This window comes from Pseudonocardia wallangbongensis (genome assembly GCF_054486945.1).
The window spans coordinates 1,050,421-1,075,203 of the sequence record NZ_JBRERS010000001.1 but is presented as its reverse complement, the minus strand read 5'-3'; the positions used below and the strand labels follow the sequence as shown (position 1 = coordinate 1,075,203).

The 24,783-nt window shown below is 72.4% G+C and carries 21 protein-coding genes; 12 read left to right on the top strand and 9 right to left on the bottom strand.

All coding sequences use genetic code 11. The features are described from left to right. The first annotated feature begins 58 nt into the window (after positions 1–58). Entirely contained in the window at positions 59–1,600 is a 1,542-nt protein-coding gene (locus ACU436_RS05045) for a PstS family phosphate ABC transporter substrate-binding protein (protein ID WP_459022088.1), read from the top strand. Here ACU436_RS05045 and ACU436_RS05040 read toward each other — a convergent pair. Then, complete coding sequence (locus tag ACU436_RS05040; protein ID WP_459022086.1) at positions 1,533–2,528, bottom strand: LysR family transcriptional regulator; 996 nt, start codon at positions 2,526–2,528, stop codon at positions 1,533–1,535. The genes ACU436_RS05045 and ACU436_RS05040 overlap by 68 nt on opposite strands. Before the next feature lie 203 nt (positions 2,529–2,731). Here ACU436_RS05040 and ACU436_RS05035 point away from each other — a divergent pair, with 203 nt between their 5' ends. The 5 genes from ACU436_RS05035 to ACU436_RS05015 are packed head-to-tail and all read left to right on the top strand — an operon-like array spanning position 2,732 to position 7,654. Then, positions 2,732–3,526 carry an MBL fold metallo-hydrolase gene (locus tag ACU436_RS05035; protein WP_459022085.1) on the top strand — a complete coding sequence of 265 codons (795 nt, stop codon included), beginning with the start codon at positions 2,732–2,734 and terminating at the stop codon, positions 3,524–3,526. Further along, on the top strand, positions 3,523–4,827 hold the full coding sequence (locus ACU436_RS05030) for an ABC transporter substrate-binding protein (RefSeq protein ID WP_459022083.1): 1,305 nt from the start codon (positions 3,523–3,525) through the stop codon (positions 4,825–4,827). The genes ACU436_RS05035 and ACU436_RS05030 overlap by 4 nt, the downstream gene beginning before the upstream one ends. Then, positions 4,824–5,744 carry a carbohydrate ABC transporter permease gene (locus tag ACU436_RS05025; protein ID WP_459022081.1) on the top strand — a complete coding sequence of 307 codons (921 nt, stop codon included), beginning with the start codon at positions 4,824–4,826 and terminating at the stop codon, positions 5,742–5,744. Before ACU436_RS05030 ends, ACU436_RS05025 begins: the two co-directional genes overlap by 4 nt. Then, a complete protein-coding gene (locus ACU436_RS05020; RefSeq protein WP_459022079.1) occupies positions 5,731–6,555 on the top strand; it encodes a carbohydrate ABC transporter permease in 825 nt (274 codons plus the stop codon). Before ACU436_RS05025 ends, ACU436_RS05020 begins: the two co-directional genes overlap by 14 nt. Positions 6,556–6,577: 22 nt before the next feature. Next, a complete protein-coding gene (locus ACU436_RS05015) occupies positions 6,578–7,654 on the top strand; it encodes an ABC transporter ATP-binding protein (RefSeq protein WP_459022077.1) in 1,077 nt (358 codons plus the stop codon). A gap of 16 nt (positions 7,655–7,670) precedes the next feature. On the opposite strand, the gene ACU436_RS05010 is transcribed toward ACU436_RS05015, so the two are convergent. Beyond that, positions 7,671–8,636, bottom strand: coding sequence for an AraC-like ligand-binding domain-containing protein (locus ACU436_RS05010; RefSeq protein ID WP_459022075.1), 966 nt, complete (start codon positions 8,634–8,636; stop codon positions 7,671–7,673). Positions 8,637–8,814: 178 nt separating this feature from the next. On the opposite strand from ACU436_RS05010, the gene ACU436_RS05005 reads away from it, so the two are divergent. The 3 genes from ACU436_RS05005 to ACU436_RS04995 are packed head-to-tail and all read left to right on the top strand — an operon-like array spanning position 8,815 to position 11,425. Continuing rightward, positions 8,815–10,158 carry an MFS transporter gene (locus tag ACU436_RS05005; RefSeq protein WP_459022074.1) on the top strand — a complete coding sequence of 448 codons (1,344 nt, stop codon included), beginning with the start codon at positions 8,815–8,817 and terminating at the stop codon, positions 10,156–10,158. Beyond that, positions 10,155–10,550 carry a carboxymuconolactone decarboxylase family protein gene (locus tag ACU436_RS05000; protein ID WP_459022072.1) on the top strand — a complete coding sequence of 132 codons (396 nt, stop codon included), beginning with the start codon at positions 10,155–10,157 and terminating at the stop codon, positions 10,548–10,550. The genes ACU436_RS05005 and ACU436_RS05000 overlap by 4 nt, the downstream gene beginning before the upstream one ends. Further along, a complete protein-coding gene (locus ACU436_RS04995; RefSeq protein ID WP_459022070.1) occupies positions 10,547–11,425 on the top strand; it encodes an NAD(P)-dependent oxidoreductase in 879 nt (292 codons plus the stop codon). Before ACU436_RS05000 ends, ACU436_RS04995 begins: the two co-directional genes overlap by 4 nt. Positions 11,426–11,556: 131 nt before the next feature. Here ACU436_RS04995 and ACU436_RS04990 read toward each other — a convergent pair whose 3' ends face one another. The 5 genes from ACU436_RS04990 to ACU436_RS04970 form a co-directional block, all read right to left on the bottom strand. Continuing rightward, positions 11,557–12,039 carry a DUF1269 domain-containing protein gene (locus ACU436_RS04990; RefSeq protein ID WP_459022068.1) on the bottom strand — a complete coding sequence of 161 codons (483 nt, stop codon included), beginning with the start codon at positions 12,037–12,039 and terminating at the stop codon, positions 11,557–11,559. A gap of 116 nt (positions 12,040–12,155) precedes the next feature. Continuing rightward, a complete protein-coding gene (locus tag ACU436_RS04985; RefSeq protein ID WP_459022066.1) occupies positions 12,156–13,409 on the bottom strand; it encodes an arginine deiminase in 1,254 nt (417 codons plus the stop codon). A gap of 15 nt (positions 13,410–13,424) precedes the next feature. After that, positions 13,425–14,864, bottom strand: coding sequence for a basic amino acid/polyamine antiporter (locus ACU436_RS04980; protein WP_459022064.1), 1,440 nt, complete (start codon positions 14,862–14,864; stop codon positions 13,425–13,427). A 14-nt stretch (positions 14,865–14,878) separates the two neighbouring features. Continuing rightward, positions 14,879–16,357, bottom strand: coding sequence for a Na+/H+ antiporter NhaC (gene nhaC, locus ACU436_RS04975; protein WP_459022062.1), 1,479 nt, complete (start codon positions 16,355–16,357; stop codon positions 14,879–14,881). 35 nt (positions 16,358–16,392) lie between these two features. Continuing rightward, entirely contained in the window at positions 16,393–17,532 is a 1,140-nt protein-coding gene (locus ACU436_RS04970) for an AI-2E family transporter (protein WP_459022060.1), read from the bottom strand. Positions 17,533–17,755: 223 nt separating this feature from the next. Between ACU436_RS04970 and ACU436_RS04965 the strand changes: the two genes are divergently transcribed. Next, complete coding sequence (locus ACU436_RS04965) at positions 17,756–17,962, top strand: hypothetical protein (RefSeq protein WP_459022058.1); 207 nt, start codon at positions 17,756–17,758, stop codon at positions 17,960–17,962. 11 nt (positions 17,963–17,973) lie between these two features. On the opposite strand, the gene ACU436_RS04960 is transcribed toward ACU436_RS04965, so the two are convergent. Next, positions 17,974–20,619: a LuxR C-terminal-related transcriptional regulator gene (locus tag ACU436_RS04960; RefSeq protein WP_459022056.1), complete on the bottom strand. Its 2,646-nt coding sequence runs from the start codon at positions 20,617–20,619 to the stop codon at positions 17,974–17,976. A gap of 143 nt (positions 20,620–20,762) precedes the next feature. On the opposite strand from ACU436_RS04960, the gene ACU436_RS04955 reads away from it, so the two are divergent. Continuing rightward, complete coding sequence (locus ACU436_RS04955; RefSeq protein ID WP_459022054.1) at positions 20,763–20,945, top strand: hypothetical protein; 183 nt, start codon at positions 20,763–20,765, stop codon at positions 20,943–20,945. A 15-nt stretch (positions 20,946–20,960) separates the two neighbouring features. On the opposite strand, the gene ACU436_RS04950 is transcribed toward ACU436_RS04955, so the two are convergent. After that, entirely contained in the window at positions 20,961–23,111 is a 2,151-nt protein-coding gene (locus tag ACU436_RS04950) for a DEAD/DEAH box helicase (RefSeq protein WP_459022053.1), read from the bottom strand. A 468-nt stretch (positions 23,112–23,579) separates the two neighbouring features. Here ACU436_RS04950 and serA point away from each other — a divergent pair, with 468 nt between their 5' ends. Further along, entirely contained in the window at positions 23,580–24,770 is a 1,191-nt protein-coding gene (gene serA / locus ACU436_RS04945) for a phosphoglycerate dehydrogenase (protein WP_459022622.1), read from the top strand. Positions 24,771–24,783: the final 13 nt, after the last annotated feature.

Genomic DNA, 24,783 nt, shown 5'->3' with positions numbered 1-24,783 from the left:
GACAGGACGGACTGCTTAGCTGTTCGGTCCCCACCTGTCCCGCGAACCGTAGGCGGTCATGTCCAACTTCCCTTGGGAAATCGTTCTCGCCGTCATCGGTGTCGTGGTCACGGCCAGCGCGTTCCTCTGGGAGTTCGTATTCGTCGGCCGCAAACGTCTCGGCTATCGCGTGCAGATGGACACGACCCCCACCGACGTGAGCTCACTCCATGCCGGGGCGTGGCGGCGGCTGGAGCGGGAGGACAACACGCCGCTGGTCGACCCGTCGTTCGTCCTGCTGCGCATCGAGAACATCGGCGCGACGAAGATCGACGAGACCGACTACGCGGTTCCCGCGGGCGACGCCGCCGGCATCCGCGTCAGGTTCCCCGGGCGCAAGGTGGCCGGGATCGTCCCGACCGAGCTGAGCGACCCCAACATGGCGACGTTCTTCGACCCGCACCAGAACGCCGCCGGGTTCGGCGTGGGGCAGGACGACGCCGACCCGAGCATCGGCGTCATCAAGCTCCCCAGGGTGAAGCTGAACCGGTCCGCCCACTACAAGGTCCTCGTCGTGCTGGAGCGCGCCGACGGGAACGGGGCCGACAGCTTCGGGGATCCGCAGGTGCGCGCCACGATCACGGGTGGCGTGCGGGATGGGCGGATCAAGAGGACCGAAGGCCGCACCGGGCTGCCGCGCTGGGTCACCGTGCTCGTGGGCGGCCTCGTGTTCGTCGTGCTCACCGAGCCGTTCGTGCTCGGCCTCGTCGATCGGGACGTCCCGCTGGACTGCGCCGGCGGGAAGCTCACCCTCGTGGGTTCCACGGCTTTCGCGCCCGTCCTGAGGGAGTCCGCCGCGTCGTACGAGAGCACGTGCCCGGGCGCGGACTTCGCCTTCGACTTCACCGGCAGCATCGAAGGCCTGCGGGTCCTGGACGAGGCGGCGAGCCCGGAGATGCTCTCGTTCTCCGACGGGGCCAAGGGGGACGGGCACCCGCTGCTGTTGCCCCGGCCGATCGCCTTTCCGCTCTTCACGATCGTGGTCAACCCCGAGGCGGGGGTCCAGGACCTCTCGCTGGAGCAGATCCGGCAGATCTACGACGGGCGCATCACGAACTGGGCCGATGTGAACGGCAACGACCTCCCGGTGCGGCTCGTCGGCCGGCCCGGCGACTCCGGCACCCGCCGGACGCTCGAGAACCGGGTCCTGGGTGGTCGGTGGGAGCCGGCCCGCAACTCCGACGACTGCAAGAGCGTGGGCGGCGGTGCCCCGGCGGGCGTGATCCGCTGCGAGCGACCCACCACCGACGACGTGCTGAGTGCGGTCGCGGAGACCCCCGGCGCCCTCGGGTACGGCGAGCTGCAGGCGGCATCCGGGCACGACGGCCTGCTACTGCTGCGCATCGACGGCCATGCGGCCACGGTCGAGGCGGCCGATCACGGGGCCTACCCCTTCTGGGAGACGGAGTACGCCTACACCCACGGGGAGCCCGCTGCCCACTCGCTGGCCGCCAGCTTCCTCCGGTACCTCACCAACGAGGTCGGCCGGGACATCATCCGCGCCCACGGGCAGCGTCCCTGCATCGAGCTGGAGAACCCGGTGTTGTGCCACCCGTCGTGACGGGCCCGTCGGCCTCTCCGCTCATGTCCGGCCCTTGCCATCGGTGCGGACCGGCCTTGTCCAGGCTCGCGAGGAACGCGTCCACCACGTGGGTGTCGGTGGCGGGCCGCCATGCGGCGTACATGGCGAGCGTGGGGACCGGGTCGACGATGGGGACCCCGACGAGCCCGTTGGGCATCGCCGACCGTGCGCGCGCGGCCGAGGTGAACACGATCACCTGCTGGGTCCGGGCGACGATCCCCATCGCGCTCGGGTCGTCGATCTCGTCGACCACGCACAGGTCGACGCCGATCCGGGCGGCCACGGAGACCACGGCGTCGTACACGGCCGGGCTCCGGTCGCGCCGGGGCAGCACGCACGGCACCTCGGCGAGCTCCGCGAACCGGGCCTGCCCCCGCGCGGCCCACGGGTGCCCGTCGGGCGCCGCGGCCACCAGCGGCAGGTCGAGGATGTGCCGGGAGCGGAACCGGGGCGCGGGTGGGCGGCCGTACAGCAGCGAGACGTCCAGCTCGCCGGCGGCGAGCGACTCGAGCTGCGCGCCGGTCAGCCGCTCCCACAGGTGGACGACCAGGTTCGGGTAGTCCTCGTGCAGCCGGAGCAGGGTGGCGGGGAGCACCCATTGCCCGGCGACCTGGTTGTAGCCGATGTCGATGGTGCCGTGCCGGCCCGCGGCGACGTCGCGGGCGACCTCCGCAGCGCGCGCGGCCTGCTCGACCAGCCGGTCGGCCTCGGCGCGGAAGGCGCGGCCCGCGGCGGTCAACCGCACGTCGTGGGACGTGCGGGCGACGAGCTGCACCCCGATCTCGCGCTCCAACCGCTGGAGCTGCTGGCTGACCGAGGACTGGGCCAGGTGCAGCCGCGCCGCCGCGCGGCCGAAGTGCAGCTCCTCGGCGATCGCGAGGAACGTCGTCAGCTGCCGGAACTCCACCCGTCGACGTTGGCGGGTGCCGGGGTACGGCGGACGAACGGCCGGTGAGGCGCCGGTGTGGCCCGGGGGAACGATCGGCTCGGCCGATCGCGCGGTCGCGGATCGTGCGTTGCCGATGATCGGGTGCGTTCCTAGCGTTTCCGCCGTCACCTGCGGAAACGGGAGTGGACGTGGAACTGGAAGTGCTCGGATGCCGAGCCGGGATGCCCGCCGACGGACAGGCGAGCTCGGGCTATCTGGTGACGACGGCGGCGTCGCGCCTCCTGCTGGACTGCGGTCCGGGGGTGGCCACCGCGTTGAGCGCGGCGGGCGGTGCGCAGGCGCTGGACGGGATCGTCATCAGCCACCTGCACCTCGACCACTGCTACGACCTGTTGCCGATCGGCAAGACGCTGCTCGGCGCGCACGTGCCGTACCCGGACGGGAGCGACCTCCCGGCGGCCGTTCGCGACGGTGTGACGCCGGTGCCGCTGCACGTGCCGGCCGGTGCCCGCGCGGTGCTGGACGACCTCGCGGCACTCTTCCCCGTGCGCAGCATGCCGCTGCTCGACAAGGCGTTCGAGGTCGCCTTCGACGTCCGCGAGTACGAGCCGGGCAGCGGCCCGCGGATCGGCGACTGCCGGGTCGACCTGTACGCGCTCCGCCACGCGGTGCCCAACTGCGGGATCCGGCTGGACGCGCCGAGCGGGTCGCTGGCGTACACCGGTGACACCGGTGCGACGGACGCGTTGCTCGAGTTGGCCGGCGGGGTGGACCTGCTGTTGGCCGAGGCATCGCTCGAACACACCGACCCCGGCCCGCACGGGCACCTGAGCGGCGCGGACGCCGGTCGGGTCGCGGCCGGCGCCGGCGTGGGCCGGCTCGTGCTCACCCACTTCGCCTCGACCGATCCGGCGTGGACGCAGGCGCGCCGGGCCGACGCCGCGCGCCACTACTCCGGGCCGATCGACATCGCGGCCCCCGGACGGCGCTTCCCGGTGCGCCCGGACGCCCGGTGAGCACGGGACTGCGGCGGCGCGTCCTGTCCGCCACCCTGATCGCGACGCTGCTGGGGGTGGCGAGCGGGTGCGGCGGGGACGGCGGTGCGGGCCGGCCCGGGCAGGTCACGATCGACTTCCTGTCCTACAACTACGGAACGCCGGACCTCGGCGGGCAGGGCACCCAGGAACTGCTCGACGCGTTCCACGCCGCGCACCCGGAGATCACGGTGCGACCGATCGGCGTGGCCACCAAGGACGTGCTCACGAAGCTGCGCACCGACGCGGCGGCCGGGGACGTCCCGGACGTGGCCCAGATCGGCTGGAGCAAGATGGCCGAGGCGTACTCGAGCCTCCCCGTCGTGCCGGTGCAGGACGTGGCCGGCGCGGAGTGGGCCGCCCACGTCGCGGGGATGGCGCCGGGCATCATGAAGGCGGTCGCCGACGGCGGCACGGTGAAGGCGATGCCGTACACCATGTCCATCCCGATCATGTACATCAACGCCACGCTCTTCACGAGGGCCGGGTTGGACCCGCAGCACCCGCCGACGACCATGGCGGAGGTCGAGCGGGCCGCGCTGCGGATCAAGGAGGCGGGCGCCGAGGGCGTCTACGTCGATGCCGCCAACTCCGGCAAGTCCGACTTCCTCACCCAGTCGCTGATCGCCGGCAACGGCGGGGCGCTGGTCGGGCCGGACGGGGCGGTCACCCTCGACCGGCCGGCCGCCGTCGAGGCGCTCGCCGCGCTCCAGGACCTCACCGCTTCGGGCGCGCAGCCCGCGGTCCGGAGCGAGGACGGGATCGCGGCGTTCAAGGCGGGCAAGGTGGGCATGCTGGTCACCAGCACCGCGCTGCTGGCGTCCCTGGAGTCCGCGGCAGAGGGCGTGTTCGACCTGCGTACCGCCGGCTTCCCGGCGTTCGGCGACAAGCCTGCGCGACCGACCTACTCGGGGGCCGGGCTCGCCGTACTCGCGAAGGACGAGGCGCACCGGCGCGCTGCCTGGACGTTGATCGAGTTCCTCACCAGCGAGGCGGGCTTCACGATCATCACCGAGAAGATCGGCTACCTGCCGTTGCGCGACTCGATCGTCGGCGACCCGAGGTACCTCGCCGACTACTTCGCCGCCGACGGGCGCATGCTGCCGTCGTTGGGGCAGCTCGCCACTGTGACGCCGTACACCTCGTTCGCGGGCAGGCGGGCCAATGAGGCGGTCGTCGTCCTGCAGGACGAGGCGGTCGAGCCGATCATGCTGCGCGGTGCGGACCCCGCGACGACCCTCGCCGACGTGGCCGCGAAGATCCGCACCCTGGCGAACGCATGACCTCGGTCGTCGAGCCCGCGCCGGCGGTCGTGCGGGTCGCCGCCGAGCGGCACCGGCCCCGCTCCTGGCCCTACCTGGCACCGCTGCTGTTCGGCCTGGCGGTGTGGGTCTACGGCCCGCTGCTGTTCACCGGCGTGCTCAGCGTGCTGGACTGGGACCTGGTCGCGACCGGTCCCGGCTTCGCCGGCACCGCCAACTACGCCCGGCTGGTCACCGAACCGGAGTTCCCGGCCGCCGCGGCCCGAACCGGCCTGTACGTCGCGGGCATGCTGCCGTTCGCCACGGTCGTGCCGATGCTCCTGGCGATCACGCTGTGGAAGCGTCCCGGGCGCGTCAGCGAGGTCTACCGCGCGCTGCTGGTGCTGCCCATCATGCTGGCGCCGGTCGCCACGGCCGTGGCCTGGCAGTTCATCCTCAACCCGCTGCAGGGGGTCGCCAACGTCGTCCTGGGTGGGCTCGCGCTGCCGCAGCCGAACTGGCTCGGCGATCCCGCCACCGCCCTGCCCGTCGTCGTGCTGGTCACCGCGGCCAAGGTCGTCTCGCTCAACACGCTGCTCTTCGGCGCCGCACTGGCCGGCCTTGACCGGCGTGGTGTGGAGGCCGCTCGCATCGACGGAGCCACCGAGTGGGAGGTCACGCGGTTCGTGCTCCTGCCGCAGCTGCGGCCGACCGTCGCGCTGCTCGGCGGGCTGTGCGTCGTGCTGGCCGGCCAGTGGGTCTTCACGAACGTCGCGGTGCTGACCCAGGGCGGGCCGGACGGGGCGACCGACAACGTCTACTACCGGCTCTACACGTACGGCTTCGCGTTCTTCGACGTCGGGACCGCCTCCGCGGGTGCGGTGGTGGTCGTCGCCGCGCTCGGCCTGGTCCTCGCCGGCCGGGCCGCGCTCGGGGGGCGGCGCGATGCCGCCGGGTGAGACCCTCGCTCGCCGGCTGGGCCGGCACGCGGTGCTCGCGCTGACCGTGCTCGCCATGACGTTCCCGCTGTTGTGGGCGCTTCTCGGCTCGTTCAAGCCGGCCAACCGGATCTACTCCGGCGCGCCCCTGTTCTGGCCGCCCAGCCTCGACAACTACCGGGTTGCGCTGGTCGACTTCCCGATCACGGGGCTGCTGCTCAACACCCTGGTCATGGCCGCCGGCGTGACCGCGATGCAGCTCGCCGTCGCCGTGCTCGCGGGGTACGCGCTGGTGCGCTTCCGGGTCCGGTTCACCGGGCTGGTCGTGGCGGCGCTCACCGGTGCGCTGGTGATCCCGGCCCAGTCACTGATGATCCCGCACTTCCTGATGATCGCCGAGCTCGGATGGCGCAACACGTTCCCGGGACTGATCGTGCCGCAGCTGTCCGGCTGCGCGTTGGCCGTGCTCCTGCTGCGCCAGCACATCCGGGCGATCCCACCGAGCCTGCTCTCCGCGGCCGCCCTGGACGGCGCGACGCCGTGGGAGGCACTGCGCTTCGTGGTCCTGCCGCTGCTGCGCCCCGCCCTCGGCGCGGTGGCCATCCTCGTGTTCATCAGCACCTGGAACGAGTACCTGTGGCCGTTGCTGGCCGCACCGGCCGCCGACCGGACGACGATCCAGGTGGGCCTGCAGCTGTTCCAGAACACCGAAGGCGCCAACCCCGGCCCGCTCCTGGCCGCGGCGGTGCTGTCGACCGCCCCCATCGCCGCGATCTACCTCGTCATGTCGCGACGCATCGTCGACGCGTTCCTCCAGTCCGGATTGCGGTGACACCATGATCAGCCTCGACGGCGTGACCAAGCGATACGGCGACCACCTCGCCCTCGACGTGCCGTCGCTGGTGATCCCACCGGGCTCGTTCACGGTCGTGGTCGGCCCGTCCGGCTGCGGCAAGTCCACCGCGCTGCGGGTCATCAGCGGGCTGGAGCGGCCGACCGGCGGACGGGTGCTCATCGGCGGCGTCGATGCGACCGCCCGGCCGCCCGGCGAGCGGGATCTGGCCATGGTGTTCCAGGACTTCGCGCTCTACCCGCACATGACGGTAGCCGGGAACATCGGGTTCGGTCTCGAGTTGCAGGCGCGCCACGAACGCCGCGGTGGCCCGTCGCGGCAGGAGATCACCCACCGGGTGCGGGAGATCGCAGCGCTGCTGCGCATCGAGGAGCTGCTCGGGCGGCGACCGGCCCAGCTCTCCGGCGGCGAGCGCCAGCGGGTCGCGATCGCCCGCGCCCTCGTCCGGCGCCCGGCGGTGCTGCTGCTGGACGAGCCGCTGTCCAGCCTGGACGCCCAACTGCGGCACCACGCCCGCGCCGAGCTGATCCGGTTGCACCGCGAGCTGGACACCACGGTGGTGCTGGTGACCCACGACCAGGGCGAGGCGCTGTCCATGGCGTCGCACCTGGTGGTGCTGGCCGCCGGGACGGTGGCCCAGGCCGGTCCGCCCGGCGAGGTCTACGACCGGCCGCGCACCGTCGGGGTCGCCACGTTCCTGGGCAGCCCGGCCATGAACCTGCACGACGTGGAACTGACCGCCGACGACGCCGGCAGCCTGCTGCACGGGCCGGGGCTGCGCGGCCGGCTGCCGATACCGCCGCCGGGCAACCGCGTGCGGCTGGGCTGGCGCCCCGCCGACGCCACCGTCGACGGTGGGGACCCGCCGGGAGAGGGCGTTGCCGTGGACGGGCTCCTGGACCTGGTCGAGTTCACCGGCGACGGCCACCTGCTCACCTGCGCCGGCCCGCACGGCGCCTGGACGGCCGCGCTGCCCGGTCGGGAACGGCCGCCGTCCGTCGGCTCGCGGGTCCGCGCCCACCTGCCCCCGGCGCGGGTGCACCTCTTCGACGCCGGCACCGGCGAACGGCTCGCCTGATGCGATCCGACCGGCGTCACGCCGGGTGCTGTGCGGCCGTCCGGTGGACGATGCGGTACTCCCGCGGGCTGGTGCCGTAGGCGGCCTTGAAGGCCTTGGAGAACGTCCCGGCGTCGATGAGGCCCCAGCGCGCCCCGACCGCGCCGACCGGGACACGGGCGTCGGAGCGTTCGAGGTCGCGGCGGCAGCGCTCGAGTCGTTGCTCGCGGATCCAGCCGGCGACCGACGTCGCGTGCGCCGCGAACTCGCGCTGCAGGAGCCGCAGCGAGACGTGCTGGGAGCGCGCCACCGCGGCCGGCGTGAGCTGCGGGTCGGCGAGGTGCGTGGCGATGAACTCGGTCGCCCGGGAGAACAGGGTCTCCGGCGCGGCCAGCGCCGCGATCTCCTCCGCGCAGTGGGCGCCGACGTAGCCGGACAGCAGCCCCACCACGGTGCGGGCGACCTCCCGCTGCGCCTGCTGTCCACGCGGTTCCGCCGCGTGGTGCACGACGTCCCACAGCGTCTTCGCGACGAGCGGGCCCGCGCCCTGCCGCCCGGAGAACCGGGTGGCGGTGAAGTGGGCCATCGTGTCCGGCCCGAACGAGAACCACGACTTCGGGAACATCACGGTGAGCATCCGGAAGCTCTCCCGGAACACGAGCTCGTACGGCCGGGTCGCATCGCAGAAGGCCAGGTCGCCCGGGGTCAGCGCGGCCTCCCGGCCGTCCTGGCAGAACAGGCTGTAGCCGTCGAGCTGGACCCCGAACTTGTAGCAGGCGTCGTCGGCCACCACCTGCGCGGTCTGCGCGACGACGTGCGGTCGCGCCTCGAACTCGCGCACCACGAGGCCGTCGAACCGGCGGGCCGTGAGGGTCCCCGAGAACGCTCCGCCGCCCGGCACGTCGACCACGACCGGCAGGTGGTCGGCGTGCACGGCGCCGCGCCACTCCTCGAGGTTGCCGGCGACGACGGTGGTCCGCAGCTCCCGGAGGTCGTCCTGCACCGTCCACTCCTCTCGCGGGTCGTCCCGGGCATCGTCGCATCCCGAGCGTGCCGCGCCGGGGGCTCCGCGCACCGTGAGGCGCGGATCGACCGGTGCCCGTCGCGCACGGCCAAGCCCGCGGCCGTGGCGGCTCCTACCGTCGGGGCGTCGCAGGATGGTTCTCTTTCAAGGGAGAAGGATGGCCAGTCACACCGGCGCGCCGGCCGATCCGGCGCCGAGCCCCGGCATGTACCGCAAGGTCGCGCTCGCGAGCGCGGTCGGCACGAGCATCGAGTGGTACGACTACCACGTCTACAGCGTGGCGTCGGCGCTCGTGATCGGGCGCCTGTTCTTCAGCGAGATGGATCCGTTCACCGCCACGCTGGCGGCGTTCGGGACCTTCGCCATCGGGTTCGTCGCCCGCCCCGTCGGCGGTATCCTCGCGGGCCACCTCGGCGACCGGGTCGGCCGCAAACAGGTCATGGTCCTCACGCTGACCATGATGGGCGCGGCCACGACCCTGATCGGCCTCCTGCCGACCTACGCGCAGATCGGCGTGTGGGCGCCCGTCCTGCTCGTCGCGCTCCGGCTGCTGCAAGGCCTGTCCGCCGGGGGTGAGTGGGGTGGCGCCGCGCTGATGGCCGTGGAGCACGCTCCCCCCGGCCGGCGGGGGGTGTTCGGCAACTTCGTGCAGCTCGGCACCCCGACCGGGATGTTCCTCGCCAACTCGGTGATCCTGGTGCTGGTCGCGGTCATGCCGCAGGACGCGTTCGAGAGCTGGGGCTGGCGGGTCCCGTTCCTGCTGAGCGTGGTCATGGTCGTCATCGGGTTCCTGATCCGCCGGGCAGTCGAGGAGAGCCCGTCGTTCCGCGCAGTGCGCGCCGCCGACCGCACGTCCCGGCTGCCGGTGGTCGAGGTCCTGCGCCGGTACCCAGGCCGGGTCGCCCTGGCGATCGCGTCGTTCGTGGGCAACAACGCCGTCGGCTACCTGTTCCTCGCCTACCTGCCCTCCTACGGCACCGGCACGCTGGGGTTCTCGCGCGGGTTCATGCTCGCGGTGCTGCTCGCCGGCTGCGTCTCGTGGTTCGTGTCCATGATCGCGTTCGCCGCGTGGTCCGACCGGATCGGCCGGCACGCGGTCTACCTGCTCGGCTACGGGTTCATCGCCGTCTGGGCCTTCCCGTTCTTCGCCCTGATGCAGACCGGGGAACCCGTGCTCGTGGTCGTCGCAGTCGTGGTACTCACCCTTGGCCTCGCCGCGACGTACGGGCCGCAGGCGGCCCTGTTCGCCGAACTCTTCCCCGCCGAGGTGCGCACCAGTGGCGCCTCCCTGTCCTACGCCCTCGGCGCGGCGTTGTCCGGCGGCATCGCGCCGCTCGTCGCCACGGCGCTGCAGGGCTGGACGGGAACCGTCTACTCGGTGAGCGTTTTCATGATCGGCTTCGCGGCAATCTCCTGTGCCGCGATCCTGGCCCTGCGGCGCATCCCGTCCAGCTTCGACACCCCTGTGCCCACGAACCCGGAAGGAGCCACCCCTCGATGATCCACGACGAGCAGTACGACCTCGGCCTGGAGCTGCGCCGCGACATGTTCGGTCCCGCCGGGGCCGACGAGCAGGTCGGTTCGACCGACGAGTGGGACGACAAGCTGCAGGAGCTCGTCACCCGGCACGTCTTCGGCGACATCTGGCAGCGTCCGGGGCTGGACCGCAGGACCCGCAGCCTGGTGACCCTCGCGATGCTGGTGGCCACGAACCGGGCGCACGAGGTCGGCATCCACCTGCGGGGAGCGCTGTCGAACGGCGTGTCGTCCGACGAGCTGCGGGAGCTCATGCTGCACGCATCGGTCTACTGCGGCATCCCGGCCGCGGTGGACGGGATCCGGGCCGCGCGGGCCGCGGTGCAGGAGCGGACGACGGTGGGAGGGCAGGCATGAGCGGAGAGATCGGCTTCATCGGGCTCGGCCGGATGGGCGCCCCGATGGCGCGCAACGTCGCCGCCGCCGGGTTCGGGCTCGTGTTAAGGGACGAGTCGGTCGAGGTGGGGGAGCGGGTGGCGGCCGACACCGGCGGCCGGATCGCGCGCTCGCCCGCGGACCTGGCCGGGTGCGGTGTGGTCGTGACGATGCTCCCGACGTCCGCGATCGTCGCGAAGGCCCTGCTGGAATGGGAGGGCGGGGTGCCGCAGCACCTCCCCGCGGGCGCGGTCGTCGTCGACATGAGCTCGTCGATGCCCCACGACACGGTCGCCTTGGGTGCCCGGCTGGCCGAGCACGGCGTGGCGCTCGTCGACGCACCGGTGTCCGGCGGTGTGCCCGGGGCGATCGCCGGCAGCCTGTCGATCATGATGGGGGCCGACGACCCGGCCGCGGCCGAGCGGGCACAGCCGGTCGTCGACGCGATGAGCGCCCGCACCCACCGCACCGGCGGCCTCGGCACCGGACACGCCGTGAAGGCGCTCAACAACTTCGTCGCGGCATCCACGTTCGTGGCCTGCGGGGAGGCCCTCGTCGCGGCGGAACGGTTCGGGCTGGACCCGGCCACGCTCGTCGAGGTGCTCAACACCTCGACCGGCCGCAGCTTCGTGAGCAGCGAGGTGCTGGGCGAGCACGTCGTCGGGGGCCGGTACGCGTCCGGGTTCTCGCTGCCGCTCATGACGAAGGACGTGGGGATCGCGGTGGACCTGCTGCGGGAGACCGCGACGGCCGCGGGTGCCGGTGAGCGGGTGCACGCCGCGCTGCACGAGGCCCTCGAGCACCTGGGCGACGTCGACCACACGCGCGCCGTGCAGTACTGGTCGTCACTCCACTGACCGGCGTCGAACCTGCGGGTCCAGATCGCGGGCGTGCTCCGAGGCGAACGCGATCATCGCGGCGGCACGGTCCGTCGCGATCCATTCCATCAGCATCGGGACGACCGGCTACCCGGTGAAGGTTCGCGACACTAGGCGAACGCCTCGCGGAGGAGGTCCTCCTGCTCCTTGGACAGGTTGGTGAACAGCAGCTCCGCGCGCTGGTCCGCGAAGGCCTCCTGGATCCGGTCGAGGACGGCGTCGGTGGTGAGGACGAACAGGGCTGAGGTTCCGGGGGTGATCTCGTCGCGGGTGCGTTTGATGAACCCGTCGTCGATGCCGATGTCGGAGAACTTGCCGACCAGCGCGTCGGCTGCGGCGCCGATCGCGGCGCCGAGCAGCGGTACCAGGAACAGCAGGCCGAACAGCATGCCCCAGAAGGCGCCGCCGAGCGCACTCGCGCCGGCCAGGTCGTGCAGCTGGCGGGTCTTGGGCTTCTTCGCGCCGGCGGGCCAGGACACGGTTGCCGCGTCGTGGATGGTGACCAGCTTCTGCGTCGCGAGGCCTTTCAGCGTGCTGACGGTGCGCTCGGCGCCGTCCGGATCGTCGAAACGCCACACACTCAAGGTCGACATCGCTCACCTCCGGCTAAGCGGCCGCGGATGGCGCGGCCGCGGTGGGGGATGGTGGGGCCGCCGGCGCACCGGGACCTCCCCCGGAGGGGATGAGGCCTCGGGAGCGGCCCGGCGGGTCAGAAGTCGATCGCGTCGCGGATCAGCGGGCACGTCATGCAGTGCCCGCCGCCGCGTCCCCGGCCGAGCTCGGCGCCGACGATGGTGATGACCTCGACGCCGGCCTTCCGCAGCTGCGAGTTGGTGTGGGTGTTGCGGTCGTAGGCGACCACCACCCCCGGTTCGACGGCGACCAGGTTGTTGCCGCTGTCCCACTGGGCGCGCTCGGCGGCGTAGGCGTCGCCGCCGGTCTCGACGATGCGCAGCGAGGACAGGTTGAGCGCCTCGGCGACGACGTCGACGAAGGAGTGCTTCTCCTCGGTGACGTCGGGGCCGGTGTCGCCCGGTCGCAACGAGATGGTGTGGATGCCGTCGACGATGTTCGGGAACACGGTGATGCAGTCGCGGTCGGCGAAGGTGAGGACGGTGTCCAGGTGCATGGCCGCGCGCAGCTTCGGCATCCCGGCGACGATGACGCGCTCGGCGGCGGCGCGGTCGAACAGCGATGCCGCGAGCTGGGAGATCGCCTGGCGCGAGGAGCGTTCGCTCATCCCGACCAGCACGACCCCGTTGCCGACGGGCATCACGTCGCCGCCCTCGAGGGTGGCCAGGCCCCACTCCTGTTCCGGATCGCCCCACCAGACGGTCGAGCCGACGAAGTCGGGGTGGAACTCGTAGATGGCCTTCATCAGCAGCGTCTCGTCGTGCCGCGCGGGCCAGTACAGCGGGTTGAGCGTCAGGCCACCGTAGAGCCAGCAGGTGGTGTCGCGGGTGTACAGCGTGTTGGGCAGGGGCGGCATCAGGTACTCGGGGATGCCGGTCGACTCGCGGGCGAGCGCGAGGTAGCCGGAGCGGAAGTCGTCGGGGAGGTCGACCGTGGACAACCCCCCGAGCAGGTACTCGGCCAGCGCGCGGGGGTCGAGGCCGTCCAGGAACGAGCGGGTGTCCGCGACGAGGCCGAGCCCGACCTCGTTCGCCACGATCTTGCGGTCGAGCAGCCAGGTCTTCGCCTCGGGGATCGCCATGATCTCGGCGAGCAGGTTGTGCAGCTCGACGACCTCGACGCCACGATCGCGCAGCTTGGCCATGAAGTCGAAGTGGTCGCGGCGGGCGTTCTGCACCCACATCACGTCGTCGAACAGGAGGGAGTCGCAGTTCGTCGGGGTCAGCCGGGTGTGGGCGAGCCCCGGCGCGCAGACGAGCACCTTCCGCAACGACCCGACCTCGGAGTGCACGCCGTACGCCGCGGACGGGCGCGGAGTCGTGGTGGTCATGACTGTCTCCTCCTCCTAGATGGTGATCAGACCGGTGGCGAGGCCGACGATGCCGAGGATTGCCAGGACGATGGACAGGACGAACAGGAGCAGCTCGGGCGGGGAGAACACCCGCCGGTTCTGCTCGCGGCGCGACATGATGAACAAGATCGTTCCGGGGGCGTAGATGATGAACGACAGCAGCAGGAACTCCAGGCCGGCCGCCAAGATCAGGAACGCGGTGTAGACGGTCGCGAGCACCGCGAACGTCACTTCCTTGCCGCGGCCGCGCGAGGCCTCCTCGTAGGTCTCGCCGCGCACGCCGATCTTCAGTGCGTATCCGGCGGCCAGCAGGTAAGGGATCAGCGACAGCGAGCTGCAGAGCTTGAGCGTGAACGTGAACGCGTCGTCGGAGAACAGCGTGACCAGCAGGACGGCGGTGATGAGCACGCTGGTCATCACGAGCGCGGCGACCGGTACGCCGTGGGTGTTCTCGCGGCGCAGGAAGCGCGGCATGTCGTCGTCCTTGGCGGCGACGAACAGCACCTCGGCGGCCATCAGCGTCCAGGCCAGGTAGGCCCCGAGCACCGAGACGATCAGCCCGAGGCCGATGAAGACGGCGCCCCACGGCCCCACCACCGAGGCCAGGACGCCCATCATCGACGGCTGGCGCAGCTCGCCCATCTCCGCCCGGGGCAGCGCGCCGTAGGACAGCAGCGTCACCGAGGCGAACAGCGCCAGCACGGACAGGAACCCGAGCACGGTGGCCCGCCCGACGTCGGAACGCTTCTGGGCGTAGCGGGAGTAGACGCTCGCGCCCTCGACGCCGAGGAACACGAACACCGTCAGCAGCATCGTGGCCCGGACCTGCTCGACGAGCGCGGTGAACGACCGGTCCTCGCCGCCCCACAGGTTTGCGGAGAACACGTCCGCGCGCAGGGTGACGGCGAGGATCACGACGAACACGAGGATGGGCACGAGTTTCGCGATCGTCACGATCCGGTTGATCGCGGCCGCTTCCTTGACCCCGCGGGTGATCATGTAGTGGAAGGCCCACACCCCGACCGCGGACACCGCCACCGCCAGCAGGGTGTTGCCCTCGCCGAATCCCGGGATCACCACGCCGAGGGTCGACTTGATCAGCACCCAGTAGGTGACGTTGCCGACGCAGGCGCTGGCCCAGTACCCGAACGCGGAGAAGAAGCCGGGGAACTCGCCGAACCCGGCCTTGGCGTACGCGTAGACGCCGGCGTCGAGCCCCGGTTTGCGTACCGCGAGGGTCTGGAACACGAACGCGAGCATCAGCATGCCGACGCCGGCGATCACCCAGGCGATGATCGCGCCGAACACCCCGGTGGCCTGGGCGAAGTTGCGGGGGAGCGAGAAGACACCCGCGCCGACCATCGACCCGACGACCATGGCCGTCAGGGTCATCAGCGGTAACTTCTGCGGCGCCTTGACATCGGTTGTGGTCATCCTGGAGCCCCCGTTCACATCTCGGCCGGTTCGGTGTCGGTCGGCTCCACCTTCTCGACCTTGAATCCGGTGAACCCGTAGATCACGCTCAGCAGCGGGCTGGCGATGTTGAAGAAGCAGAAGGGCAGGTAGACCAGCGTCGGCACGCCCAGCACCGCACCCATGAACGCGCCGCAGGAGTTCCACGGCACCAGCGGGGAGGTGACCGTGCCGCTGTCGGCGGCCAGCCGGGACAGGTTCGTCGGGGCGAGGCCACGTCTGGCGAACTCGGCGCGGTAGACCTTCGCCGGCAGGACGAGCGCGATGTACTGGTCGCCCGCCACGATGTTGAGCCCGAAGGCGGTGGCGAACACGGTGAGGAACAGCCGCCCGGTGCCCTTGGCCGCCCGGATCATCGGGTCGATCAGCCGGGCGATCAGGCCGAACTCCTCGAGCAGGGTGCCGAACGTGACGGCGCCGATGATCAGCCACAGGGTGAGCAGCATGCTGTCCATCCCGCCGCGGGACAGCAGCCGGTCGATGTCGCCGATGCCGGAGTCCATCGCGAAGCCGGTCGCCATCGCCTGCCACACGGCCTTGATCCCGGCGCGTACCGGGTCGAGACCGGGATCGGCGACGAAGTCGCGCACCACCGGGTACTGGGTGAACACGCCCAGGATCCCCGCGAAGAGCGACGCCGCCATCAGCGCGAGCGAGGCCGGCGTCTTGCGGACCGAGAGCACGACCAGCAGCAGGAGCGGCAGCAGGTTCAGCGGGGTGATCCAGTAGATGTCGCCGAGGGCGTTCAGCTCGCTGCCGGTGTCGCCGGCATCCGTGGCCGCGGGTCCCCAGAACAGTCCGATCAGCCCGAACAGCACGAACCCGATCACGAACGCCGGGATCGACGTCCAGGCCTGGCGCTTGATGTGCTCGTAGACGTCGACCTCGACCAGCTGCGCTGTGAGGACGGTGGTCTCCGAGAGCGGGGAGAGCTTGTCGCCGAGGTAGGCGCCCGAGATCACCGCACCCGCGGTGATGCCCGGAGGGATGCCGAGCATCGCGGCGATGCCGACGAGACCCACACCGATCGTGCCCGCGGTGGTCCACGAGCTGCCGATCGACATCGCGACGATCCCGCAGATCAGCGCGCTCGCCGGGTAGTACCAGGCGGGCGAGAGCACCTGGAGCCCGTAGTAGACCAGCGTCGGGATCGTGCCGGACATGTTCCACGTGCCGATCAGGGCTCCGACCGCGAGCAGGATGAACACCGCGCTCGTGACCGAGGAGACGGCCCGCTGACCGGCGGCCTGGACGTCCTCCCACCGGTGGCCGTTCTTCAGCACGACCAGGGCGGCGACCATCGCGCACAACACCAGCGCGACCTGGATCGGGCCGTCGAGCGCGTCCAGGCCGAACAGCAGGAGCGACCCGCCGATCAGCACCACCAGTGCGACCAGCGGGACGAGCGCGTCGGTCAGCGACGGCTCGCGGACGGCGCGGTCGCCCCCGGTCACGGGCGGGACGGTGCCAGGTGCGCGTCCGGCGGGCCTCATCCGCCGCGGGGGAGATCCGCGCCCGCCGGTTCGTTCCCGGCCCGCACCCCAGCCGCCGAGGTGAGAAGCGCGCTCGCCCAGCCGGCGCGCGGGTCGGTGTCGACCAGCAGCGCCTTCGCCAGGAGGGTCAGCGGCACCGCGAGCACGGCGCCGACCGGCCCGAGCAGCCAACCCCAGAAGACCAGCCCGAGGAAGGTCACGGTGACCGACAGGCCCACCGCGTCGCCGATGAAGTGCGGCTGGACGAGGGAGGTGATCACGAAGTTCAGCACTATGTAGAGGGCGACGACGACCAGCATCAGCTGCCAGCCGCCGCCCAGCAGCGCGAGGATCGCCGGGGGCAGCACACCGATCCAGAACCCGACGTAGGGGATGTAATTGGTGATGAACGCCAGCAGACCCCACAACACGGCGAGCGGGACTCCCAGCAGGATCAGCGCAACGGTGTCGAGGACCGCCAGCACCAGGCCGAACAGGGTGGTGACGACCAGGAAGCGCCGCGTGCCCCATACGAAGTGGGCCAGGGCGTCGGCGACGTGCGGCCGGTCCCGGCCGATCGCCGTCATCCGCGCGCCCGCGCCGACGGACTCGATGCTCAGGAACAGCATGAGCGACAGCAGGAACACGAAGTTGGTGGCCAGGCCGGCCAGCCCGGACAGCAGCCCGCTGATGAGCGCGACCACCTTGCCGAGTTCCAGCGAGCCGGCCGCCGCCCTCAGCTCGCCCGGGCCCACACCCAGATCGCCCAGTGCCCGCGTGAACGTTCCGACGAGGGCGTCGCCGGCCGAGGTGTACTGCGGCAGGGTCGTCGCCAGCCGCGACATCGAGACGAGGAGCACGCCGGCGAGCACGAGGACGACCCCGTAGACGAGCAGCACCAGCACGGACGTCGTCAGCCATCCGGGGAGCCCGACGCCCCGCATCCACCGGTCCACCGGGCTGACGACCATCACGATGACGAGCGCCAGGAACGCGGGACCGATCAGCCATGCGGCCGCGTGCACCCCCGCGGCCACGATCGTGGCGGCCGCCGCCCCGACGAGCAGGACGAACCCCCGTGGCAGCGCCTCCGGCCGCGACCCGAACACCCGCCGCGGCGCGCGCTCCCGGGGCGGGTCAGTAGATCCGAGTGCCATGGATGCGTCTCCTCCCGCGGTGCCCGGGCCCGACCCTCCCGCCGCCCGCCCGTCGACGGCCTCCCCCGCAATGGACGGGGTCACCGGGTATCGGCACGTCACCTCATCCCGTCCGGACGACGCCGGGCGCGGCGGGGCCGGACGAGGATGCGGCGGCTGCGGCTCCGCAGGCGGGCGTCCTACCCGGCGATGCCCGGGATCAGCCGCGGGAGGGAGTGGCGGCGTGCCGAGGCGACGCTACGAGTTCCGGGTGGCCGGGTTGCTGTCCGAGCGGACCCGCGGCGCCTTTCCCGACATGACCGTCGTCGACGTCCCAGCCGAGACGATCATCTGCGGCGAGGTGGAGGACGAGTCCCAGATGCACGGCGTGCTCGCCCTGATCCGGGACCTCGGGTTGCGGGTCGTGTCCGTCCACCAGGTCCAGGAGTGAGGCGGGCCGGATCAGGGCGGGTTCGTCGCGAGGATGCCGTGCTGGTGCGCGCTGGCAACGGCGTCGCGCCGGGAGCTGACGCCGAGCTTGCTGTAGATCGCTCGGACGTGGGTCTTCACCGTGCTGGGCGAGACGGTGAGGTCGACGGCGATCTCCTCGAAGGAACGCTGCGTCGGCAGCATGCTCAGCACCGCGCGTTCCCGCTCCGTGAGCGAGATCGGCGGCGCACCGAGCACCCGCCGCGCCGCGAGTACCCGCGACGCGACCGGCTCCCGGCCGCCGAAACTCCCCATGTGCCGCGTCAACAGGTCGACGACCTCCGGGGGGCCCGACGCCAGCGGGCGCAGGACGTCCATCGCGGCGCACAACGCCAACGCGTGCTCGAGCTCGCGGCGGGCCTGTGGGCGGCGGTCGAGGCGCAGCGCGAGCTGGCACTCCAGCACCCGGGCCTCGACCAGCGCCCAGGACAGCACCACCGGCACCGAGCCGTCCAGGAGGGGGATCAGCGTGTCGCTCGCGGCCCGGTGGCGTCCGAGCGCGGCGCGCTGCCGGGCACGCAGGAGCAGGACCTCGCCGGCCCCGCCGAGGTCGGCTTCGGCCCGGCTCAGCACGGCGCGTGCCAGGTCAGCCCGGCCAAGGAGCGTGGCCGCGCCGTGGGTGAGCACGGCGACGGTCGCGGTGACCTCCGCCGAACCCGCCCGGCTCGCGGCGAGCAGATGTGCCTCGCCGAGCCGGTCCGTACCCTCGCCGCTGCGGCCGACGTCCAACAGCGCGGCCCCGTGCAAGGCCGTGCGCAGCACGAGCAGCTCGTCGGAGACCTGGGCCGGGGGACCCTCCGCATCGGGATCGTCCGCCACAAGTAGCAGACAGCGCTCGGGTTCGGCGCGCAGCAGCGCCCCGTACGCCCGCATCGTCGACGACCAGAGCGCACCGACGGTGGCCTGCCACGCCGGGTTGTCCGGCTCCGCGTCGGCGGCCTCGGCCAGTGCCGCCATCCGACGGTAGTCGCCCTCGCCCCCGGCGATCACCGCGAGCAGGGCGAGCCCGAGCGCGGCGAGGTAGCCGTGGTGCTGCTGGCGGGCCTGCCCCAGCGCGGACTCCACGATGTCGCGGGCCTCGTCCCGGCGCCCCGCCCGGAGCCGGTCGATGGCGATGTGCAGCATCGCCATCGGCGCGAGTCCCAGCTCCTCCGCCGCGCCGGGCACGATCGCGGCCGCCGTGCCGTCCGCGCCGCCCGTGACGATCGCCCGTCGCGACCGGACGAGCCCACGCAGCGCCACCAGGTCCGGTGCCGGGTCGGACGGCCACGCCGCGGCGGCCCGGGCGATGTCGTCGTCGGCCTCGGCGCAGGCGCCGCTCTCCGTCGCGACGAGGGCCGCCACCAGGGCGAGCCAGGGGTCCCCGCGGAACGGAGCGCCCAGCCACTCCAGTGCCGCACGGACCGCATCGTGCTCGCCGTCGGCGACGAGCGTGGTCGCGTGCCGGCGCAGCAGCCGCAGGACGCGGTCCGGGGCTCCGCCCCGGCGGGCGTAGGTGAGGGCGGCGCCCGGCTGCCCGGCGGCATCGAACCAGTCGGCCGCCCGGCTGTGCAGGTGCACCACCAGGTCCGGGCGCCGCCGCTGCAGGTCGGCCCGCAGGTGCGACCGCAGCAACGGATGCACCCGGTACCAGGTGCGGCCCACCCCGACGCTGAGCACGAGCCCCGTCTCCCGCTCGAGGGCGTCGAGCACCTCGCCGGCGTCCGTCCGGGCCGACAGCGCGCCGGCCAGCGGTGCGGAGAGCTGACCGCAGATGCTCACCGCGCCCAGCAGTTCCTGGGTGTCCGCGGGGAGCCGGCTGAGGATCTCCCCGACCAGGTAGTCCGAGATCGCCCGCCCGTTGCCGACCAGATCGGTCAGGAACTGGTCCGCGTCCTCCGCCTCGCGCAGCGACAGCGCCGCCAGCCGCAGGCCGGCGGGCCAGCCCTCGGTCTGCTCCACCAGGAGGCGCACCTGGTCGGGACGGGCGGGGATATCGGCCGCGCCCAGCATCTCGGCGGTCTCGGGCACGGAGAAGCGCAGGACGTCGGCCCGGATCTCGCACAGCTGTCCCGCCAGCCGCATCCGGGGCAACGGCAGCGGGGGATCGGTGCGCCCGGACAGGACGAGGTGCAGCCCCGGCGGGCGGTCCCGCACCAGCGCGGCCAGCCCGTGCAGCGGGTCGGAGGCGGTGAGCTCGTGCACGTCGTCGAGGACCAGCCGGACGGGCCCCGGCACGGCCGCGACCGCGTCCACCACCGCCGCCACGAACTCCGGGTTGCGGCTGGGGCGCGGCGGGACGCCGAGCCGGTGCAGGGCGTTGTCGGCCGGGACCGCCGGGCACGAGCCCAGGCCCGCGAGCAGCGCGGACCAGAACCGGCGGTCGTCGGTGTCGTCGTCGTCGAGGGACACCCACGCCGTCAGCTCCGGGCTGCGGCCCACCCACTCGGAGAGCAACAGGGTCTTGCCGTACCCGGCCGGTGCGCTGAGCAGGGTGACCTGCCCGTCGACGGCCGCGTCCAGGGCGAGCAGCAGCCGGGCCCGCGGCACGTAGTGCCGAGACAGCCGCGGAACGGCCGTCTTCACCAGCGGAACGCCGGGACGAGTGCCGGAGCGTGCACGCCCGGTCTCGACGGTCACTACCACAACGCTACCGGCCCGGGGAGGCCGGACAAGCTCCGTCAGCCCTCCGAGTTGGCCCGAACGGCCCATCGGGTGTGGAAGGACGGCGAAGGGGTACCTCACCTTTGCGCTAGTACCGGCCGGCGACGTGGGAGGTCGTCATGCAGCACGAGCACCTGCCGTTCCCGGTCCCGCAGCTGTGCGAGGAGTGCTTCTACCCGGTGGCGGACGTCATCTGCGGCGGGGTCGTCGCAACCCGGAAGTGGCCCGGCGCCCAGGGGTCCCTCGTGTTCCTGCACGCCGCCTGCTTCAGCCGGGCCCGCGACCGCCTCACCCGACGGTGAGCGGCGCCCTGCCGATCAGCTCCCCACGTGCGCCGGCGCGGCCGACAGCGCGTCGGTCAGCAGCGCGACGAGCGCCTCGTGCTGCACGTCGGCCGACGTACCGGTCTCCTCGTCCGAGCCGTCGAGCGCCTGGGCGGCGAGGCCGGCCTTGCTGTCGATCAGCTCGGCGACCCGGGCGTCGATCGTCTGCGCGGCGATGATGCGCCACGCGGTGACGGGCTGCGTCTGGCCGATGCGGTGGCTGCGGTCGATCGCCTGGGTCTGCTCCGCCGCGGTCCAGGAGAGCTCGGCGAGCACCAGGTCGGAGGCGACCTGGAGGTTGAGGCCCACGCCGGCGGCGGTCAGGGAGCAGACGGCGACGGCCACGTCCGGGTCGTTCGTGAAGGCGTCGATGTTGCGCTGCCGCACGGTGGACGTCTGGTCGCCGCGGATCGAGGAGAAGCGGACCCCCTGCTGGGTGAACGTCTCCTCGGCGGCGTCCATGACGTCGATGTGCTTGGCGAAGAAGACGACCTTGCCCGCGCTGCGCGCCACCTGGATCGCGTAGTCGGCGGCGAGGCCGGCCTTCGCCTGGCCGATGCGCCGCATCATGGTGAAGACGTTGTCGCCGGCCTTCGCCTCGGCCGCGTCCTTCTGCTCCCACCGGGCGACCTGCCGGACGAGGTCGTGGTCGATGCCCTCGACGACGGCGCCCGACCGGCGTGCGGCCAGCGCGTCCTCGTAGCGCGCGACCATCCGGCGCGCGAGCTCGCGTTCGGCCGCCCGGATCGACCGGCCCTCCGGTCCGTCCAGCTCGACGGGGAGGTCGGCGATGCGACGTGCGGGGATGTCGGCCGCCACGTCGACCTTGCGCCGGCGGACGATGCCGAGATCGACGACGCGTTGCCGCGCCGCGGCGTAGAACCCCGGGTCGGCCGGGGTCAGGCCGGTCTCGTCGAGCGCGTTCATCAGCTCGGCGCGCGGCTTGCGCTCGTCGATCCAGCCGAGGAACTGCCAGATGGCCCGGAAGTCGTCGATGTCGTTGATCAGCGGGGTGCCGGTGAGGGCCATCAGCAGCGGGCGGGCGGTGAAGGACCGGATCTGCTCGGAGAGCGCGAGGACGTTGCGCGAGCGCTGGGAGGACTTGTTCTTGATGAAGTGTGCCTCGTCGACGACCATGCCGCGCAGGCCGAAGTCGCCGAGCCAGCCCACGTGGCGGTCGAGCACCTCGTAGTTGACGACGACGATGTCGGCGAACCCGTCGATCGAGTCGCCGTTGCCGTGGATCACGGTGGCCGAGCGGTGGGGGGTCCACATCCGGGCCTCACGCGCCCAGTTCGTCTTGACGACGTTCGGCACGACGACGAGCAGCGGGTAGGCGCCCGCCGCCTCCGCGGCGAGCAGCGCCTGGGCGGTCTTGCCGAGCCCCGGCTCGTCGGCGAGCAGGAACGTGCGGTGGCCGGCTGCGGCCGCGGCGACCATCCGGGCCTGGTGCGGCATCAGCTCCATGCCGCGCGGCGTGTACCGCGACGTGGGCGCGGGGAGGTCCATGCACGCCGCGGCGCCGCTCCCGGCGCGCTCGAACGAGCTGAGCAGCGGGCCGATCAGCTCCCAGGTGGCCAGCCGGGTCGGGCGGGGTGCGTTCGGCCGGACGGCGGAGGCGTCCGGGGCGAGGAAGGGGTTGGCGAGCTGCCGCGAGACGACCGACCGTGGCACCACCCGGTGCTCCGCGGCCGCGTCGGGGGCCTGCACCGGTGGGAGATCGGCGGCGCCCGGCTCGATGCCCGCGGTCCTCATCATGTCCCGCTTGAGCGAGCGGGCCTCGTCCGAGACGACGGCGTCCTCGGCGAGGAGCGCCATCAGCTCGGTGTCCCGCACCGCGCTCGTGGCGAGGATCGTCGCGATCCCGTCGAGGCGCTTGAGCTGCTCGGCCTGGTGCGCGTCGCGGCCGTTCTCCTCCGCCCGGACCCGGGCGCGCTCGTCGCGCAGCAGCAGCGCGACCGCGTGGAACTTCGTGCGCGTCGCGGGGGTGACCCGCCCGTTCCGGATGGCCGCCTCGACCTCCCGGACGGCGCGGGCGAGCACCGAGTTGACGTCCTGTTCGACGTCGTCGCGGCGGCGGCCGCGCCTGCGGTCGTGCGGGGCGGCACGGCGAGCCCTGGTCTGGGGCTGGCCTCGTCGGGCCACTGACTCCTCCTCGTGTGATCGGCACGCTGCCGGGGCAGCCGTGCCGCGTGCTGTGCTGCGGCCGGGCTATGGGGGTCGCGGGGAGGGCCGGAATGGCTCTCCGAGACGCGACCGGACCCACGCATGCGCGGAGTTCGACGCTGTGGGCCGCAAGGCTCGCCCGCATGGTTGCCGAACGAGCGGCGTTCGCCGGTTTGCTTCTCCCATCGATCCTAGCGCCGGGCGGGTGGTGCGAAGACGCGACGCACACCGCGTGACCGGGCAGGTCGACCGGGGAAACGCTCCGCCGACAACGGTACTACACCAGTAGGTCGTGGTGTCGCATGATCGGTGCGGGTGGTGCGTCACAGTCGTTCTGGCGGGTGGTCCGGTGCCGCGCTTCCCCCGGTCGGTCGATCGTCGGCGGCAGGCGGACGAGCCGGGTGTCGGCGCACCACGGGCCGAGCCTAGGTTGGCCTGGTGAAGGCGATGCTGTTGGAGAACATCCACCCGGTCGCGGAGGCGGCGTTCCGGCGTGCGGGCTTCGAGGTCGACGCGCGTCCGCGCTCGCTGAGCGAGGACGAGCTCGTCGCCGAGCTGCCGGGGGTGTCGGTGCTCGGGATCCGGTCCAACACGAACGTCACGCCCGCGGTGCTCGACGCGGGGAAGGACCTGCTGGCGGTGGGGTGCTTCTGCATCGGCACCAACCAGGTGCACCTGGAGAACGCGGCCGAGCGGGGCCTTGCGGTGTTCAACGCGCCGTACTCCAACACCCGCAGCGTCGTCGAGCTGGTGATGGGCGAGATCGTCGCGCTGGCCCGCAGGCTCACGGAGAAGACCCAGCGGATGCACGAGGGGGTGTGGGACAAGTCGGCGAAGGGCAGCCGCGAGGTCCGCCGTCGCACGCTGGGCATCGTCGGCTACGGCAACATCGGCACCCAGCTGTCCAACGTCGCCGAGGCCTTCGGCATGCGGGTGATCTTCTTCGACGCCGCCGACCGGCTGGCACACGGCAACGCCTCGCGGGTCGGGTCGCTGGAGGAGCTGCTGGCCGAGTCGGACGTGGTGAGCATCCACGTCGACGGCAGGCCGGGCAACGCCGGCCTCTTCGGGGCCGAGCGGTTCGCGCTGATGAAGCCGGGGGCGGTGTTCATCAACGCCTCGCGCGGCATGGTGGTCGACGACGCCGCGCTGCGCGACAACATCCTGTCCGGGCACCTGTCCGGTGCCGCCATCGACGTCTTCCCGCTGGAGCCGAAGGCACAGGGCGACCCGTTCGAGTCGCCGTTGCGGGGTCTCGACAACGTCATCCTCACCCCGCACGTCGGTGGCTCGACGCAGGAGGCGCAGGAGGAGATCGGGCATTTCGTCGCGAACAAGCTGGTCGGGTTCGTCGAGGGCGGCAGCACCGCGCTGTCGGTCAACCTGCCGCAGGTGCCCGCGCCCCATCCGCAGGGCGCGTTCCGGATGGGGTACCTGCACGAGAACCTGCCCGGGGTGCTGGCCGAGATCAACCGGCTGCTCGCGGACGCCGGGGTGAACGTGGTCGGCCAGGCGCTGTCCACCCGGGGTGAGCACGGGTACGTCCTCACCGACACCGACGCCGTGCTGTCGGACGCCACCCTGTCGGCCCTGCGGCAGTCGCCGCAGACGGTCTGGTTGCGGTCCTGGCGGCTCTGACGGTCACAGGTTG

Coding starts and splice junctions, on each gene's coding strand:
- ACU436_RS05045 (WP_459022088.1), top strand. CDS start 59: ATGTCCAACTTCCCTTGGGAAATCGTTCTCGCCGTCATCGGTGTCGTG.
- ACU436_RS05035 (WP_459022085.1), top strand. CDS start 2,732: ATGCCCGCCGACGGACAGGCGAGCTCGGGCTATCTGGTGACGACGGCG.
- ACU436_RS05025 (WP_459022081.1), top strand. CDS start 4,824: ATGACCTCGGTCGTCGAGCCCGCGCCGGCGGTCGTGCGGGTCGCCGCC.
- ACU436_RS05020 (WP_459022079.1), top strand. CDS start 5,731: ATGCCGCCGGGTGAGACCCTCGCTCGCCGGCTGGGCCGGCACGCGGTG.
- ACU436_RS05005 (WP_459022074.1), top strand. CDS start 8,815: ATGGCCAGTCACACCGGCGCGCCGGCCGATCCGGCGCCGAGCCCCGGC.
- ACU436_RS05000 (WP_459022072.1), top strand. CDS start 10,155: ATGATCCACGACGAGCAGTACGACCTCGGCCTGGAGCTGCGCCGCGAC.
- ACU436_RS04995 (WP_459022070.1), top strand. CDS start 10,547: ATGAGCGGAGAGATCGGCTTCATCGGGCTCGGCCGGATGGGCGCCCCG.
- ACU436_RS04990 (WP_459022068.1), bottom strand. CDS start 12,039: ATGTCGACCTTGAGTGTGTGGCGTTTCGACGATCCGGACGGCGCCGAG.
- ACU436_RS04985 (WP_459022066.1), bottom strand. CDS start 13,409: ATGACCACCACGACTCCGCGCCCGTCCGCGGCGTACGGCGTGCACTCC.
- ACU436_RS04980 (WP_459022064.1), bottom strand. CDS start 14,864: ATGACCACAACCGATGTCAAGGCGCCGCAGAAGTTACCGCTGATGACC.
- ACU436_RS04970 (WP_459022060.1), bottom strand. CDS start 17,532: ATGGCACTCGGATCTACTGACCCGCCCCGGGAGCGCGCGCCGCGGCGG.
- ACU436_RS04955 (WP_459022054.1), top strand. CDS start 20,763: ATGCAGCACGAGCACCTGCCGTTCCCGGTCCCGCAGCTGTGCGAGGAG.
- serA (WP_459022622.1), top strand. CDS start 23,580: ATGCTGTTGGAGAACATCCACCCGGTCGCGGAGGCGGCGTTCCGGCGT.